The organism is Streptomyces sp. WAC03905 (assembly GCF_057371075.1).
The window spans coordinates 6,038,354-6,052,231 of sequence record NZ_JBXYDZ010000003.1; the positions used below are offsets into that span (position 1 = coordinate 6,038,354).

Genomic DNA, 13,878 nt, shown 5'->3' on the forward strand with positions numbered 1-13,878 from the left:
GTCCTCGGTCGACGGCGCTCCGCGTCGCCTCTGTCGTGCGCCGCGCGGCGCACGACACCGGACTCCGCTCCCCGATCCGGCCCGATCGCCACCACACCCCCTAGGCTCTTCCTGGCCGACCTGCCGTTTCTTCCGTACCCACCTGGACCGCCATGCCCCTCGACCACGACGCCGCCCGCCCGGCCCGCCGGAGCCTGGGGCGCGGGCCGGCGGTGGCCGCCGAGACCACGGTTGCCGGACGGTTCCCGGTGTCCGAGCCGACGGCGGCCGAGCCACCCGGCACGGGCCCGGCACGGCGTGCTCACGTGTCCGGCGGGAACGCGGACACGGCGGGGCCTCCGAGCGGAGCCCCCCGGGCCCCGGCCGCGCCCGAGCCGGGACCGGAGCCGGCCGAGGTGACCGACGGGCCCGCCGACGCGGCCGCCGGGACGGGGGAGCCGGTCGTGACCGCCGACGTGCCCGCCGGGACTGCGGACGGGGCCGGGGCGGCGCCCGCCGGGGGCGACGGGCGGTTCACGTTGCGGCTCGACAACTTCGAGGGTCCCTTCGACCTGCTGCTCCAGCTGATCTCACGGCACAAGCTCGACGTGACCGAGGTCGCGCTGTCCAAGGTCACCGACGAGTTCATGGCGTACATCCGGGCCATGGGCCCCGACTGGGACCTCGACCAGACCACCGAGTTCCTCGTCGTCGCCGCGACGCTGCTCGACCTGAAGGCCGCCCGGCTGCTGCCGGCCGCCGAGGTGGAGGACGAGGCCGACCTCGCCCTCCTGGAGGCACGGGACCTGCTCTTCGCGCGCCTGCTCCAGTACCGCGCGTACAAGCAGATCGCCGAGATCTTCGAGCGCCGCGCGGAGAGCGAGGGCCGCCGCTACCCGCGTACGGTGGGGCTGGAACCGCACCACGCGGACCTGCTGCCCGACGTGGTCATCAGCATCGGTGCCGACGGATTCGCCCGGCTCGCGGTCAAGGCCATGCAGCCCAAGGCGAAGCCCCAGGTCTACGTGGACCACATCCACGCGCCCCTCGTCAGCGTGCGCGAGCAGGCCGGGCTCGTGGTGCGGATGCTGAAGGCGCGGGGGGAGGCCACCTTCCAGGAACTCACCGAGGACGCCGAGGACACCCTCACCGTCGTGGCGCGCTTCCTGGCCCTCCTGGAGCTCTACCGGGAGAAGGCGGTCGTCCTCGACCAGGAGGAAGCCCTGCGGACCCTCACGGTGCGCTGGAGCGGCGGGGACGGCGACGGCATGCCGACCGTGACCGACGAGTTCGACCAGATCGTGGAGGCGAAGGATTGAACCGCGACGGCAGCGACGGCAGCGACGGCATCGTCGGCGGCGGGAGCGCGGTGGCCGCGCTGGACCTGAAGCCCGCCCTGGAGGCCGTCCTGATGGTCGTGGACGAGCCCGCGACCGAAGCGCACCTGGCCAAGGTCCTGGAGCGCAGCCCGCGCGAGGTCGCGGACGCCCTGCGGGAGCTCGCCGACGAGTACACGGCCGCCCGCCGGGGTTTCGAGCTGCGGCTCGTCGCCGGCGGCTGGCGGTTCTACACCCGGGCGCAGTACGCGCCGGCCGTGGAGGGCTTCGTGCTGGACGGCCAGCAGGCCCGGCTCACCCAGGCGGCGCTGGAGACCCTGGCGGTCGTCGCGTACCGCCAGCCGGTGAGCCGCTCGCGGGTCTCCGCCGTGCGCGGAGTCAACTGCGACGGGGTCATGCGGACCCTCCTCCAGCGCGGTCTGGTGGAGGAGGCGGGGACGGAACCCGAAACAGGTGCGATCCTATACAGGACGACGAACTACTTTCTGGAGCGGATGGGCCTGCGCGGCCTGGACGAGCTCCCGGAGCTCGCGCCCTTCCTCCCCGAGGCGGACGCGATCGAAGCCGAGACGCAAGAAGGTGTGCCGTCGTTCGATCCGGACGCACCGGACACCGATGAAGACGACAAGACGACGGAACTTTGATGCGAAGCAGCGGCAACGGCAACGGCGGCAACAGGAACAGCGGCGGCGGCGGGCGCGGTAGCGCCCGTGGCGGCGGCTCGGGCGGCGGCGGTGGCTACCGCGGCGGCTCCGGCGGCGGTTCCGGCAGCGGCGGCGGTGGCTACCGCGGCGGTTCCGGCAGCGGTGGCGGCTACCGGGGCGGCTCCGGCGGTTCCGGCGGTGGCGGCTACCGCGGCAGCCAGGGCGGCCAGGGCGGCTCGCGCGATCGTGACCGCGACCAGGCGCCCCAGCGTCCCCGCAACCCCCGCCCGGAGGAGCGCCGCTACGACGTCGGCCCCGAGGGCGAGCGCAGCCGCGGCGGTGCCCGCGGTGACGCGGCGCGCGGTGGCGCCAAGGGCGGTCCCCGCGCCTCCAAGACCCCCGGCATCGGCGGCGCCGGCGGCCCGCGCCGCGGTCCGGGCAGCCGTAGCGGCCAGTCCCGTCCGCGCGAGCTGGACGCGCGCATCGAGGAGCGCGTGCGCGACCGGTACGCCGACAAGCCCGTGATCAGGACGCCGAAGACCTTCCCGGGCGCCGAGCAGGAGGGCGAGCGTCTGCAGAAGGTCCTCGCCCGCGCCGGCATGGGCTCGCGCCGCGCCTGTGAGGAGTTCATCGAGCAGGCCCGCGTCGAGGTCAACGGCGAGATCGTCACCGAGCAGGGCAAGCGCGTCCAGCCGAAGGACGAGATCAAGGTGGACGGCCTGACCGTCGCCACCCAGTCGTACCTGTTCTTCGCGCTGAACAAGCCGGCCGGCGTCGTCTCCACCATGGAGGACCCGGACGGCCGCCAGTGCCTGGGCGACTACGTCAACAACCGCGAGACGCGGCTGTTCCACGTCGGCCGGCTGGACACCGAGACCGAGGGCATCATCCTGCTCACCAACCACGGCGAGCTGGCCCACCGCCTCACGCACCCGAAGTACGGCGTGAAGAAGACCTACGTCGCCGCCATCACCGGCTCGCTGCCGCGGGACATCGGCAAGCGGCTCAAGGACGGCATCGAGCTGGAGGACGGCTGGGCGCGCGCCGACAACTTCCGCGTGCTGGACCAGGTCGGCAAGAACTACATGGTCGAGGTGACGCTCCACGAGGGCCGCAAGCACATCGTCCGCCGCATGCTGTCCGAGGCCGGCTTCCCCGTCGACAAGCTCGTGCGGACCTCCTTCGGTCCCATCGAGCTGGGCGACCAGAAGTCCGGCTGGCTGCGCCGCCTGACCAACACCGAGGTCGGGATGCTGATGCGCGAGGTCGGTCTGTAGGACCGGCCGGCAGGGACCCGCTCCACCGAGGAAGCCCGCAGTGCTGACGGCACTGCGGGCTTTCTGCTTGCGCTCTTCCGTGCCGCTCATGGTCTTGCCCCCACCCCGCATCCCTGTTTATAGTCACAGTGACTATTAAAGGAAGTGGGGCTCGGCATGAACTGGACCTTGAGCTGGACCGAGGTGCTCGGCTTCGCCACGGGCGCCCTGTGCGTCTGGCTGGTGGCCCGGCAGCACATCGCCAACTGGCCGATCGGCATCGCCAACAACGTCTTCTTCATCGTGCTCTTCGCCCAGGCCGGCCTCTACGCCGACGCCGGGCTCCAGATCGTCTTCATCGCCCTGGCCGCGTACGGCTGGTGGTCCTGGACCCATGGGGGTGGACCAGGAACCGCCGCAGCCCTGCCGGTGCGCCGCACCACGCGCACGGAATGGGCCTGGCTGGCCGCGGCCGGGGCGGTGGCGACGCTCGGCCTGACCCTGCTCCTCGCCCGGGCCACCGACTCCACCGTCCCCTTCTGGGACGCGGCCACCACCGTGCTCTCCCTCGCGGCGACCTACGGCCAGTGCCGCAAGCTCGTGGAGTCCTGGTGGCTGTGGATCGCAGCCGACCTCGTCTACATCCCCCTGTACGCCTACAAGGGGCTCCACCTCACCGCCCTGCTCTACGTCGGCTTCCTCGCCCTGTGCGTCGTGGGCCTGCTCGGCTGGCGGCGGACGCTCTCCGAGCGCACCGCACCCACGACGGCCTTGGGGGCGACGGCATGAGGCGCTTCGGCCACGGCCTGGTGCTCGGCAAGTTCTACCCGCCGCACGCCGGGCACCACCACCTGGTGCGCACCGCCCAGGACCGCTGCGAGCGGCTGACCGTCCTGGTCTGCGCGGCCTCCGTGGAATCGGTACCGCTCGCCGACCGCGTCGCCTGGATGCGGGAGGCCCATCCGGACGCCGACGTCGTCGGAGCCGTCGACGACATCCCCGTCGACCTGCACGACCCGGCGGTCTGGGAGGCCCACATGGCCATCTTCCGGGCCGCGGTCGGCCGGCCCGTCGACGCCGTCTTCACCTCGGAGGAGTACGGGACCGAACTCGCCCGCCGGTTCGGTGCCGAGGAGGTCTGCGTGGACCCCGCGCGCGTTCTGTTCCCCGTCTCCGGGACGGCCGTCCGGGCCGACCCGGCCGCCTGCTGGGACTTCCTGGGGCCCGCCGTACGGGCCCGCCTCGCGCGCCGCGTCGTCGTACTCGGAGCCGAGTCCACCGGGACGACGACCCTGTCCCGGGACCTGGCCGCGCACTACCGGGCGCGCGGCGGGGTCTGGGCGACGACCGGCTGGGTCGCCGAGTACGGACGCCGCTACAGCGAGGACAAGCTCGCCGCCGCCAGGGCCGCCGACCCGGGAGCCGCGTGGACGGACGTCTCCTTCACCTCGGAGGAGTTCCCGCTGATCGCCCGCCGCCAGGACGCCGAGGAGGAACGGGCGGCCCGGCAGGGCTCCCCGGTCCTGATCTGCGACACCGACTCCTTCGCCACCGGCGTCTGGCACGAGCGGTACATGGGCGGCCGCAACGCCGAGGTCGAGCGGATCGCCTCGCTCACCCACCGGGACCTCTACCTGCTGACCGAGGACGCCGACGTCCCCTTCGAGGACGACGGACTGCGCGACGGCCCCCACCTCAGGCCCTGGATGACCCGGCGGTTCCGCGAGGAGCTGGAAGCGACCGGACGCCGCCACCTGTCCCTGCGCGGCGACCGGCGCGAACGGCTCGCCACGGCCGTGGCGGCCGTGGACGAACTGCTCGCCGAGGGCTGGCGGTTCGCCGACCCGCTCCCGGAGAACCGATGAGCGGAGCGCCGGAGCCGGGCTATGACCCGTACGCCTTCGCACCGTTCGCGGTGACCGTCGACCTCGCCGTCTGCACCGTCCGCGGCGGCGCCCTCCACGTCCTGCTGATCCGGCGCGGCCAGGAACCGTACGCCGGCGCCTGGGCGCTGCCCGGCGGCTTCGTCCTGCCCAGGGAGTCCGCCGAGACGGCCGCCCGACGCGAACTGGCCGAGGAGACCGGCCTGCCGGAGCAGCTGGTGGCCGGCCTGCACCTGGAACAGCTGCGCACCTACAGCGAGCCGGACCGCGATCCGCGGATGCGCGTCGTGTCGGTGGCCTTCACCGCCCTCGTGCCGGACCTGCCCGAGCCGGCGGCGGACGGCGGCGGCGACGCGGCGCAGGCCCGCTGGCTGCCCCTGCGGCAGGTGCCGGACCTGGCCTTCGACCACGCCGTGATCCTGGCCGACGCCCTGACACGGATCCGCTCCAAGCTGGAATACACCTGCCTGGCCACCGCCTTCTGCCCGCCCGAGTTCACGCTGGGGGAGCTCCTCGCGGTGTACGAGACCGTCTGGGACACCGTCCTCGACCGCCCCAACTTCCGCCGCAAGGTCCTGGCGACGCCCGGGTTCGTCGAGGCCGTACCGGGCGCCGCCCGCCTCACCGGGGGCCGCGGCAAACCGGCCGCCGTCTACCGGGCCGGCCCGGCGACCGCCCTCCACCCCCCTCTGCTCCGACCGGAAGGAACCTCCCGATGACGAAGCGAGCCGCGACCGGCGCGCTGATCGGTCTCGCCCTCGGCGACGCCCTGGGCTTCCCGACCGAGTTCGACGACGTGCCCGCGATCCTCGCCAAGACGGGTCCCTGGCGCGAGATGAGCCTGCCCGCCCCGGCGATCGTCACCGACGACACCCAGATGACCCTCGCCCTGGCGCGCGGCATACGCACCGCCGCCGACCGCGGCCGGGTCGGCCCGCTGCGCCTCGCCCGCCCGGTCCGGGAGGAGTTCGTCGACTGGTACCACTCCCCGGAGAACAACCGCGCTCCCGGCAACACCTGCCTGCGGGCCTGCCACCTGCTGAACGACCCGCAGCGCGACTGGCGCGACGCCAGCCAGACCGGCTCCAAGGGCTGCGGGGCGAACATGCGCGTGGCCCCCGTCGGGCTGGTGCCCGGTTGGACCGACGAGGAACGGGCCGGCGCGGCCCAGCTGCAGTCCGCGCTCACCCACGGCCACCCCACCGCGCTCGCCGCGTCCGACCTGACCGCGCGGGCGGTGCGCCTGCTGGCCTCCGGCACCGAGGTGACGGGCCTCGTCGGCCGACTGCGCTCCTACGCCCTGGAGAACCGCACCCGCTACCACGAGCGCTGGCTCGGCGACCTCTGGACGCGGACCGCCTCCGACGCCACCCCGGAGTCCTTCATCGCGCGCGGCTGGGACGAGTGCCTGGCGGTACTGGACCGGCTCGCCGCCGCCCTGCGCTCCCCGTCCCCGGAGACCGACCCCTGCCTGGCCACCGGCGACGGCTGGATCGCCGAGGAGGCCCTCGCCACCGCCCTGCACTGCTTCCTCCTCTTCCCCGACGAGCCCCTCACGGCGCTGCGCCGCGCGGCCTGCACCCGCGGCGACTCAGACTCCCTCGCCTGCCTCGCCGGCGCCTTCGCCGGGGCGCACCTCGGGGCGGACGTCTGGCCGCGCGCATGGGAGGGCCGCATCGAGTACCGGGACGAACTCCTGGCCTTCGGCACCCTCTGGGATGCCTGATCCGTGCCGGACACCGCCCAGGAGCTGACGGCACCGCCCGAGCACGGGACGGCGTACCGCGCGCTGGACGCCTTCGTCGTCCGGCGGCGCACGCAGGTGGCCCGGGCGGACCTACGCGGCTGACGCGCGGCGGGTCCGGACGAGGAAGTCCTCCACCCGGGCCCGGTCCGGTTCCTCCGGCAGGGGAGTGCCGGCCAGGGCCCTGTCCGTCTCCTCCTGCAGACCCGTCATCCAGGCGTCGACCTCGTCCCAGGTCAGCTCCCCGCGGCGCACCGCGAGGAGCCGGTCGCGGTATGGGCCCGCGTCGATGGTCAGGGTCCCGGTGCGCAGCAGGTCGCGGCAGGACAGCAGCAGGCGCAGCAGGTGCATGGCGTGCTTCCAGCGCGGTGCGCCGTGGACGCGGACGTCCGCGAGGAGTTTGCCGTGCTGGGAGGCCGCGTACCGGCTGAAGCTGGTGTGGGTCCGGCGGGAGAGGAAGGCCGCGCGCAGGGAGAGCAGCTCCGTGCCGACCGGGTCGACGTGCTCCACCAGGGGCGAGTGCAGGCACTCCAGGATGTTCGGGTTGGCGCGCAGGGCCAGTTCGCAGAAGCGCTCCAGCTCCCAGGAGAACTCCTCGTCCCGGGGACCCTCCACGTGCGTGGGGGGCTTGTCGAACCCCCAGAACAGCGGTGTCGGGGCGAGGAAGACACCGCGCCGGTCGGTGTCGCTGGTCTCCGTGGCCAGCCCGAAGGCCCGGGAGCCCATCACGCACCGGTAGACCGTGTGGTCCCGTACCAGCGTCAGATCGTCCATCCCGGGAGCCTACGTCAGGACGCGCCCGCCCTGCCGGGCCGTTTCCGCAGGCCGGCAGGGCTGCGAGCGCCCGCTACGCCAGCGTGATGTTGCCGTCCGCGGCGACCGTGATCTTCTTCTCGGCCAGTCCCTTGGTGGCCGGACCCTTGATGACGGCGCCGTCCGTGGCCTTGAACTCGCTGTTGTGGCAGGGGCAGTCGATCGTGTTGTCCTCCACCTTGTTCACCAGGCAGCCCTGGTGGGGGCAGACCGCCGTGAAGCAGCGGAAGGAGCCCGCCGTGGGCTGCGTGATGACGAGCTTCTCCTCCTTGAGGACCTTGCCGCCGCCCACGGGCACGTCCGCCGCCTTCGCGATGGACTTCCCGCCGGCCGCGCCGCCGGCCGAGGGGGTGGCGGCCGGGGCGGACCCGGGCGGTGGCGTGGCGGCGCCGTTCGGTTCGCCGGACGTGGTGTTCCCGCCGTCACCGCCACTGCCGCAGGCGGTCAGCGCACCGCCGGCCAGGCCGGCCGCGCCGATCACCAGTACCGTGCGCCGGGCGGTTTGCGTGGGGTCGCTCATCAGTCTCTCCTCGCTCTGTGGCCGGATCGGCGTGCAGCATCCTGGCCTGCGGCGGGCCTCAGGTGAAGCCCGCCGCGCCGTTTCACGGGCCCGGCTGCCACGGTGCCAGTGAGGCAGGTGTGCCGGGTGTGCGTACGACCTCCCACACGTCGATCACGGCGTCCCGGTTCAGCGGTCCGAAAACATGGGGGAACCTGCCGCCGGAATCACCCTCCCGGCGGACCTCCGCGGTCAGCGCGTCCTCGTCCAGCCCGACCGCGAGCAGGGTCCCCGGCTCGGCGCGGTAGTGCGCATCGACGATGCCGAGCGCCGTCGCCCGGTCCGCCGAACAGTGAACGAAACCCTCGGAGTCCAGCGAGGGCGGGGCGTACGGCAGATCGGGCGCGGCCGTCCAGTCCGCGAGCGGGACGATGTGGAAGATCATGAGGATCGTTCTACCCCAGCCGGAGCGAGCGCGCGTGCCAGGTGGCGACCCCATGCGGTACGGGGCACATTGTCCGTGTCTCGACGCCGGGTACGGCGCTGTCCGCGCGGCCCGGCCCCCCTGCGAAAGGCATGACGATGGCAGGTAACGACCTCGGCTCGCTCCTCGGCGGCCTCCTCGGCGGCGGCCAGGGCGGCAGCGGCGGCGCGGGCGGCAACATCCTCGGCGCCCTGCTCGGCGCGCTCACGGGCGGCGGAGCCGCCGGGGCCCGGGCGGGCGGCGCCGCGAACAACCCGCTCGGCGGCCTCCTGGACATGCTGACCAGGTCCGGCCTCGCCGACCAGGCGCAGTCCTGGATCGGCACCGGCCAGAACCAGTCGGTCAGCGGCGCGCAGATCAGCGAGGCCCTGCCGGACGACACCCTCCAGAAGGTCGCGGCCCAGGCCGGCCTCTCCCCGGAGCAGGCCGCGGACCAGATCGCGCAGTCCCTGCCGCAGGCGGTCGACAAGCTGACCCCGGGCGGAGAGATCCCCTCCGGTTCGCTGGAGGACATCATCAGGCAGCAGAACCTCTGAACCACCCGCGGAACCACCCGCGCGCGAGGGTCCGGCCGCCGTCCCACTGGGCGGGCAGCCGGACCCTCGCGGCGTACCGTCTGGCTACCCTGAGTCAGAACCTGTCGTCACGCACCCGTGGAGCGCCCCGTGAGAACCGCCGTCGTCATCGGAACCGGACTGATCGGCACCTCCGCGGCGCTCGCCCTGACAGCCCGCGGGATCACCGTGCACCTCGCCGACCACGACCCCGACCGGGCCCGTACCGCCGCCGCCCTCGGGGCCGGCACCGACGAGCCCCCGCAGGAACAGGTCGACCTCGCGATCGTCGCCGTACCGCCCGCCCACGTCGCCGCGACCCTGGCCGACCTCATAGGACGCGGCGCGGCGCGCGCCTACGTCGACGTGGCCAGCGTCAAGGGCGGGCCGCGGCGGGAACTGGCCGCGCTCGGCGTCGACGCCACCGCCTACATCGGCACGCACCCCATGGCGGGCAAGGAGCAGTCGGGGCCGCTCGCCGCGACCGCCGACCTCTTCGAGGGCCGCCCCTGGGTGCTCACCCCGACCCGGGACACCGACCACGAGGTGCTCAACCTTGCGCTGGAACTCGTCGCCCTGTCCCGTGCCGTCCCGGTGGTGATGGACGCGGACGCGCACGACCGGGCCGTGGCGCTCGTCTCCCACACCCCGCAGCTCGTCTCCAGCATGGTCGCCGCCCGCCTGGAAGAGGCCGACGAGACGGCCGTCCGGCTGTGCGGGCAGGGCATCCGCGACGTGACCCGGATCGCGGCCTCCGACCCGCGCATGTGGGTCGAGATCCTCTCGGCCAACCCCGGACCGGTCGCCGACGTGCTCGCCGGGATCGCCGCCGACCTGGAGGAGACGGTGGACGCGCTGCGCGGCCTCCAGTCCGCCGATGTCGAGAAGCGGCGGAGCGGCGCCGCCGGCATCGAGGACGTCCTGCGCCGCGGGAACGCGGGCCGGGTGCGGGTCCCGGGCAAGCACGGAGCGGCGCCCACGGTCTACGAGACGGTCGCCGTGCTCATCAGCGACCAGCCGGGCGAGCTGGCACGGATCTTCGCCGACGCCGGCCGCGCCGGGGTCAACATCGAGGACGTCCGCATCGAGCACGCCACGGGCCAGCAGGCCGGTCTCGTCCAGCTCATGGTGGAGCCGCGCTCCGTCGCCGGGCTCACCGCCGAGCTGCGGGAACGGGGCTGGGCACTGCGCAGCCAGTAGCCGGCCGGCAGCGGGTGGGGCTACCGGGGCCGGGCGGTGCCCGGGCCCGGTAACCTTGGAGAGGGGCGCTTTGCCGCGCCCGGACACGTACGCGCAACCAGGAAGGTGCCCGCACCGTGGAAACCGCCGCTCCGTCCGCCGTGATCGTCGCCATCGACGGTCCCTCCGGCACGGGCAAGTCCAGCACCTCCAAGGCCGTGGCCGCCAAGCTCGGGCTGCGCTACCTGGACACCGGTGCCCAGTACCGGGCCATCACCTGGTGGATGATCTCCAACGGGGTCGACACCGACGACGCGCAGGCCGTGGCGGTCGCCGCCGGCAAGCCGTCCATCGTGTCCGGCACCGACCCGGCCGCACCCACCATCACCGTGGACGGCCTCGACGCCGCCGGCCCCATCCGCACCCAGGAGGTCACCTCCAAGGTCAGCGCCGTCAGCGCGGTCCCCGAGGTGCGCACCCTCATCACCGAGCTGCAGCGCTCCATCGCGGCCGAGGCGGCCCGGGACGCGGACGGGATCGTCGTCGAGGGCCGGGACATCGGCACCACCGTCCTGCCCGACGCCGACCTCAAGATCTTCCTGACGGCCTCCGCCGAGGCCCGCGCCGCCCGGCGCAGCGGAGAACTCCGCGGCAAGGAGGCCGCCGACCTCGCGGCCACCAAGGCGGCGCTGATCAAGCGCGACGCCGCCGACTCCGGCCGCAAGACGTCCCCGCTGGCCAAGGCCGGCGACGCCGTCGAGGTCGACACCACCGAACTCACGCTCGACCAGGTGATCGAGTGCGTCGTCACGCTCGTCGAGGAGAAGCGGGCGGTCCGCACGTGAGCCGAACGCCCTCCCTCAAGGGTGCGGCGGTCGGCAGGCGCATCGGCATCGGCCTCATGTACGGGCTGTGGAAGCCGCGCGTACTGGGCGCCTGGAAGGTGCCCGCCTCGGGCCCCGTCATCCTCGCCGTGAACCACACCCACAACATAGACGGCCCCATGGTGATGGGCACCGCGCCCCGCCCCCTGCACTTCCTGATCAAGAAGGAAGCGTACGTGGGCCCGCTCGGCCCGTTCCTGGACGGCATCGGCCAGGTCAAGGTCGACCGCTCCGGCGCCGACCGGGCGGCGATCGGCCGCGCCCTCTCCGTCCTCGATCAGGGCGGCGCCCTCGGGATATTCCCCGAGGGCAGCAGGGGCGAGGGCGACTTCGCCTCGCTGCGCGCCGGACTGGCCTACTTCGCGGTCCGCAGCGGCGCACCCATCGTGCCCGTCGCCGTGCTCGGCAGCGGCGAGGACCGCGGTCGGCTCATCCCGGGGCTGCCGCCCTTCAAGAGCCGGGTCGACGTCGTCTTCGGCTCCGCCTTCGACGCCGGGGACGGCAGTGGCCGCCGCACCCGTACCGCGCTGGACCGGGCCACCGAACGCATCCAGGACCGGCTGACCGCCCACCTGGCCGACGCCAAGCGCCTGACCGGGCGCTGAGCGAGACTTGAACCCAGTAGTGGAACCGCGCTGCGCGGGCACCACCGATCACCACGAACGACGAGGAACGGACTTCATGAACGACCAGCACGACCACGGAGCACTTGGCGATGCCGAGTACGCGGAGTTCATGGAGCTCGCCGCGGAAGAGGGCTTCGACCTCGAAGACGTCGAAGGCGCCATCGAGGAGGAGGGCCACGGCCCGCTGCCCGTCCTCGCCGTCGTGGGCCGCCCCAACGTCGGCAAGTCGACCCTGGTGAACCGCATCATCGGCCGCCGCGAGGCGGTCGTCGAGGACAAGCCCGGCGTCACCCGCGACCGCGTCACCTACGAGGCCGAGTGGGCCGGCCTGCGCTTCAAGGTCGTCGACACCGGCGGCTGGGAGCAGGACGTCCTCGGCATCGACGCGGCCGTCGCCGCCCAGGCCGAGTACGCCATCGAGACCGCCGACGCCGTCGTCTTCGTCGTCGACGCCAAGGTCGGCGCCACCGACAGCGACGAGGCCGTCGTCAAGCTGCTCCGCAAGGCCAAGAAGCCCGTCGTCCTGTGCGCCAACAAGGTCGACGGCCAGAGCGGCGAGTCCGACGCGGCGTCCCTGTGGTCGCTGGGCCTCGGCATGCCGCACCCCGTCTCCTCGCTGCACGGCCGCGGCACCGGCGACATGCTCGACGCCGTCCTCGACGTCCTCCCGGACGCCCCGGAGCAGACCTTCGGCGGCGTCGCGCCCGGCGGCCCGCGCCGCATCGCGCTGATCGGCCGCCCGAACGTCGGCAAGTCCTCGCTGCTGAACAAGGTCGCGAAGGAGAACCGGGTCGTCGTCAACGAGCTGGCCGGCACCACCCGCGACCCGGTCGACGAGCTCATCGAGCTCGGTGGCGTCACCTGGAAATTCGTCGACACCGCCGGCATCCGCAAGAAGGTCCACCTCCAGCAGGGCGCCGACTACTACGCCTCGCTGCGCACCGCCGCGGCCGTCGAGAAGGCGGAGGTGGCGGTCATCCTGATCGACACCACCGAGACCATCAGCGTCCAGGACCAGCGCATCATCACCATGGCCGTCGAGGCCGGCCGCGCGATCGTGATCGCCTACAACAAGTGGGACGAGCTCGACGAGGAGCGCCGCTACTACCTCGAGCGCGAGATCGAGACCGAGATGCAGCAGGTCTCCTGGGCGCCCCGGGTGAACGTCTCGGCGCTCACCGGCCGTCACATGGAGAAGCTGGTCCCGGCGATCGAGACGGCCCTGGCGGGCTGGGAGACGCGCGTTCCCACCGGTCGGCTGAACGCCTTCCTCGGTGAGGTCGTCGCCGCCCACCCGCACCCGATCCGCGGCGGCAAGCAGCCCCGCATCCTGTTCGGTACCCAGGCGGGGAGCAAGCCGCCGCGGTTCGTCCTCTTCGCCTCCGGCTTCCTGGAGCACGGCTACCGGCGCTTCATCGAGCGCCGCCTGCGCGAGGAGTTCGGCTTCGAGGGCACCCCGATCCACATCTCGGTGCGGGTGCGCGAGAAGCGCGGCGCCCAGTACAAGAAGAAGAAGTAGCGGCGGTCCGGGGTCAGTAGCCCCGGCGCGGAGCGGGCGGCAGGGCCGCCGGGATGTGCGTCATCCCGGTCTGGTGCTGCCGCCCGTCGGCGTATCCGGGGCCGCCCGCGTACGAGTAGGCGGGCTGCGTCTGCGGCTGGTCCTGCGACGGGGACTGCGCCGGGGGCTGGGAGGCGGACGCGGACGGGGTGTGCGGGCCGTAGGAGGGCTGCCACTCCATCCGCTGCCACGCGGAGCCGCTCCAGCCGCCGCCGTAGGAGCCGACCGTGTAGCCGCCGCCGTACGAGAAGGCCGTGAACCCGAGGTCCTCCTCGCCCGTACGGTCGCCGGGCAGGGCCCGGAACGCGCGCAGGTACTCCGAGTACAGCGTGTCGTAGATCGGGGTGTGCGAGACGGCCGGAGAGCTGTCCCGGTCCCGTACGGGACGCATCGCGGGGACGGTGCTCGGATAGGACGGGGCGCGGGAGGAGTCGTATG

General features: G+C 73.3%; 16 protein-coding genes. 12 read left to right on the plus strand and 4 right to left on the minus strand.

All coding sequences use genetic code 11. The features are described from left to right. Window positions 1–152 precede the first annotated feature (152 nt). The 7 genes from AC2RP6_RS29795 (at window position 153) to AC2RP6_RS29825 (ending at window position 6,825) form a co-directional block, all read left to right on the plus strand. Window positions 153–1,298: a segregation and condensation protein A gene (locus tag AC2RP6_RS29795; protein WP_486448972.1), complete on the plus strand. Its 1,146-nt coding sequence runs from the start codon at window positions 153–155 to the stop codon at window positions 1,296–1,298. 29 nt (window positions 1,299–1,327) lie between these two features. Next, window positions 1,328–1,960 (plus strand): SMC-Scp complex subunit ScpB, encoded by a 633-nt coding sequence (gene scpB / locus AC2RP6_RS29800; RefSeq protein WP_486450498.1) that lies wholly within the window; start codon window positions 1,328–1,330, stop codon window positions 1,958–1,960. Then, window positions 1,960–3,237, plus strand: a complete 1,278-nt coding sequence (locus tag AC2RP6_RS29805) for a pseudouridine synthase (RefSeq protein WP_486448973.1) — start codon at window positions 1,960–1,962, stop codon at window positions 3,235–3,237. Before scpB ends, AC2RP6_RS29805 begins: the two co-directional genes overlap by 1 nt. Before the next feature lie 156 nt (window positions 3,238–3,393). Then, on the plus strand, window positions 3,394–4,005 hold the full coding sequence (pnuC, locus tag AC2RP6_RS29810; RefSeq protein WP_486448974.1) for a nicotinamide riboside transporter PnuC: 612 nt from the start codon (window positions 3,394–3,396) through the stop codon (window positions 4,003–4,005). Next, window positions 4,002–5,081 (plus strand): AAA family ATPase, encoded by a 1,080-nt coding sequence (locus tag AC2RP6_RS29815; RefSeq protein WP_486448975.1) that lies wholly within the window; start codon window positions 4,002–4,004, stop codon window positions 5,079–5,081. Before pnuC ends, AC2RP6_RS29815 begins: the two co-directional genes overlap by 4 nt. Then, window positions 5,078–5,818: an NUDIX hydrolase gene (locus AC2RP6_RS29820; protein ID WP_486448976.1), complete on the plus strand. Its 741-nt coding sequence runs from the start codon at window positions 5,078–5,080 to the stop codon at window positions 5,816–5,818. The genes AC2RP6_RS29815 and AC2RP6_RS29820 overlap by 4 nt, the downstream gene beginning before the upstream one ends. Beyond that, window positions 5,815–6,825, plus strand: coding sequence for an ADP-ribosylglycohydrolase family protein (locus AC2RP6_RS29825; protein WP_486448977.1), 1,011 nt, complete (start codon window positions 5,815–5,817; stop codon window positions 6,823–6,825). The genes AC2RP6_RS29820 and AC2RP6_RS29825 overlap by 4 nt, the downstream gene beginning before the upstream one ends. Window positions 6,826–6,936: 111 nt before the next feature. Here AC2RP6_RS29825 and AC2RP6_RS29830 read toward each other — a convergent pair whose 3' ends face one another. The 3 genes from AC2RP6_RS29830 to AC2RP6_RS29840 all read right to left on the minus strand — a co-directional run bounded on the left by AC2RP6_RS29830 (window position 6,937) and on the right by AC2RP6_RS29840 (window position 8,600). Continuing rightward, entirely contained in the window at window positions 6,937–7,617 is a 681-nt protein-coding gene (locus AC2RP6_RS29830; protein ID WP_486448978.1) for a nucleotidyltransferase domain-containing protein, read from the minus strand. Between the two features lie 73 nt (window positions 7,618–7,690). Further along, entirely contained in the window at window positions 7,691–8,176 is a 486-nt protein-coding gene (locus tag AC2RP6_RS29835) for a Rieske (2Fe-2S) protein (protein WP_486448979.1), read from the minus strand. Between the two features lie 82 nt (window positions 8,177–8,258). Then, a complete protein-coding gene (locus tag AC2RP6_RS29840; protein WP_486448980.1) occupies window positions 8,259–8,600 on the minus strand; it encodes a DUF952 domain-containing protein in 342 nt (113 codons plus the stop codon). A 137-nt stretch (window positions 8,601–8,737) separates the two neighbouring features. Between AC2RP6_RS29840 and AC2RP6_RS29845 the strand changes: the two genes are divergently transcribed. The 5 genes from AC2RP6_RS29845 to der all read left to right on the plus strand — a co-directional run bounded on the left by AC2RP6_RS29845 (window position 8,738) and on the right by der (window position 13,401). Then, window positions 8,738–9,175 carry a YidB family protein gene (locus AC2RP6_RS29845; protein WP_486448981.1) on the plus strand — a complete coding sequence of 146 codons (438 nt, stop codon included), beginning with the start codon at window positions 8,738–8,740 and terminating at the stop codon, window positions 9,173–9,175. 129 nt (window positions 9,176–9,304) lie between these two features. Beyond that, window positions 9,305–10,393 carry a prephenate dehydrogenase gene (locus AC2RP6_RS29850; protein ID WP_486448982.1) on the plus strand — a complete coding sequence of 363 codons (1,089 nt, stop codon included), beginning with the start codon at window positions 9,305–9,307 and terminating at the stop codon, window positions 10,391–10,393. 116 nt (window positions 10,394–10,509) lie between these two features. After that, window positions 10,510–11,217 (plus strand): (d)CMP kinase, encoded by a 708-nt coding sequence (cmk, locus tag AC2RP6_RS29855; protein ID WP_486448983.1) that lies wholly within the window; start codon window positions 10,510–10,512, stop codon window positions 11,215–11,217. Beyond that, window positions 11,172–11,861, plus strand: coding sequence for a lysophospholipid acyltransferase family protein (locus AC2RP6_RS29860; RefSeq protein WP_486448984.1), 690 nt, complete (start codon window positions 11,172–11,174; stop codon window positions 11,859–11,861). Before cmk ends, AC2RP6_RS29860 begins: the two co-directional genes overlap by 46 nt. 76 nt (window positions 11,862–11,937) lie before the next feature. Then, window positions 11,938–13,401 (plus strand): ribosome biogenesis GTPase Der, encoded by a 1,464-nt coding sequence (der, locus tag AC2RP6_RS29865; RefSeq protein ID WP_486448985.1) that lies wholly within the window; start codon window positions 11,938–11,940, stop codon window positions 13,399–13,401. Window positions 13,402–13,414: 13 nt separating this feature from the next. Here the strand turns inward: der and AC2RP6_RS29870 are convergent, their stop codons facing one another. Further along, window positions 13,415–13,831: a hypothetical protein gene (locus AC2RP6_RS29870; protein WP_486448986.1), complete on the minus strand. Its 417-nt coding sequence runs from the start codon at window positions 13,829–13,831 to the stop codon at window positions 13,415–13,417. Window positions 13,832–13,878: the final 47 nt, after the last annotated feature.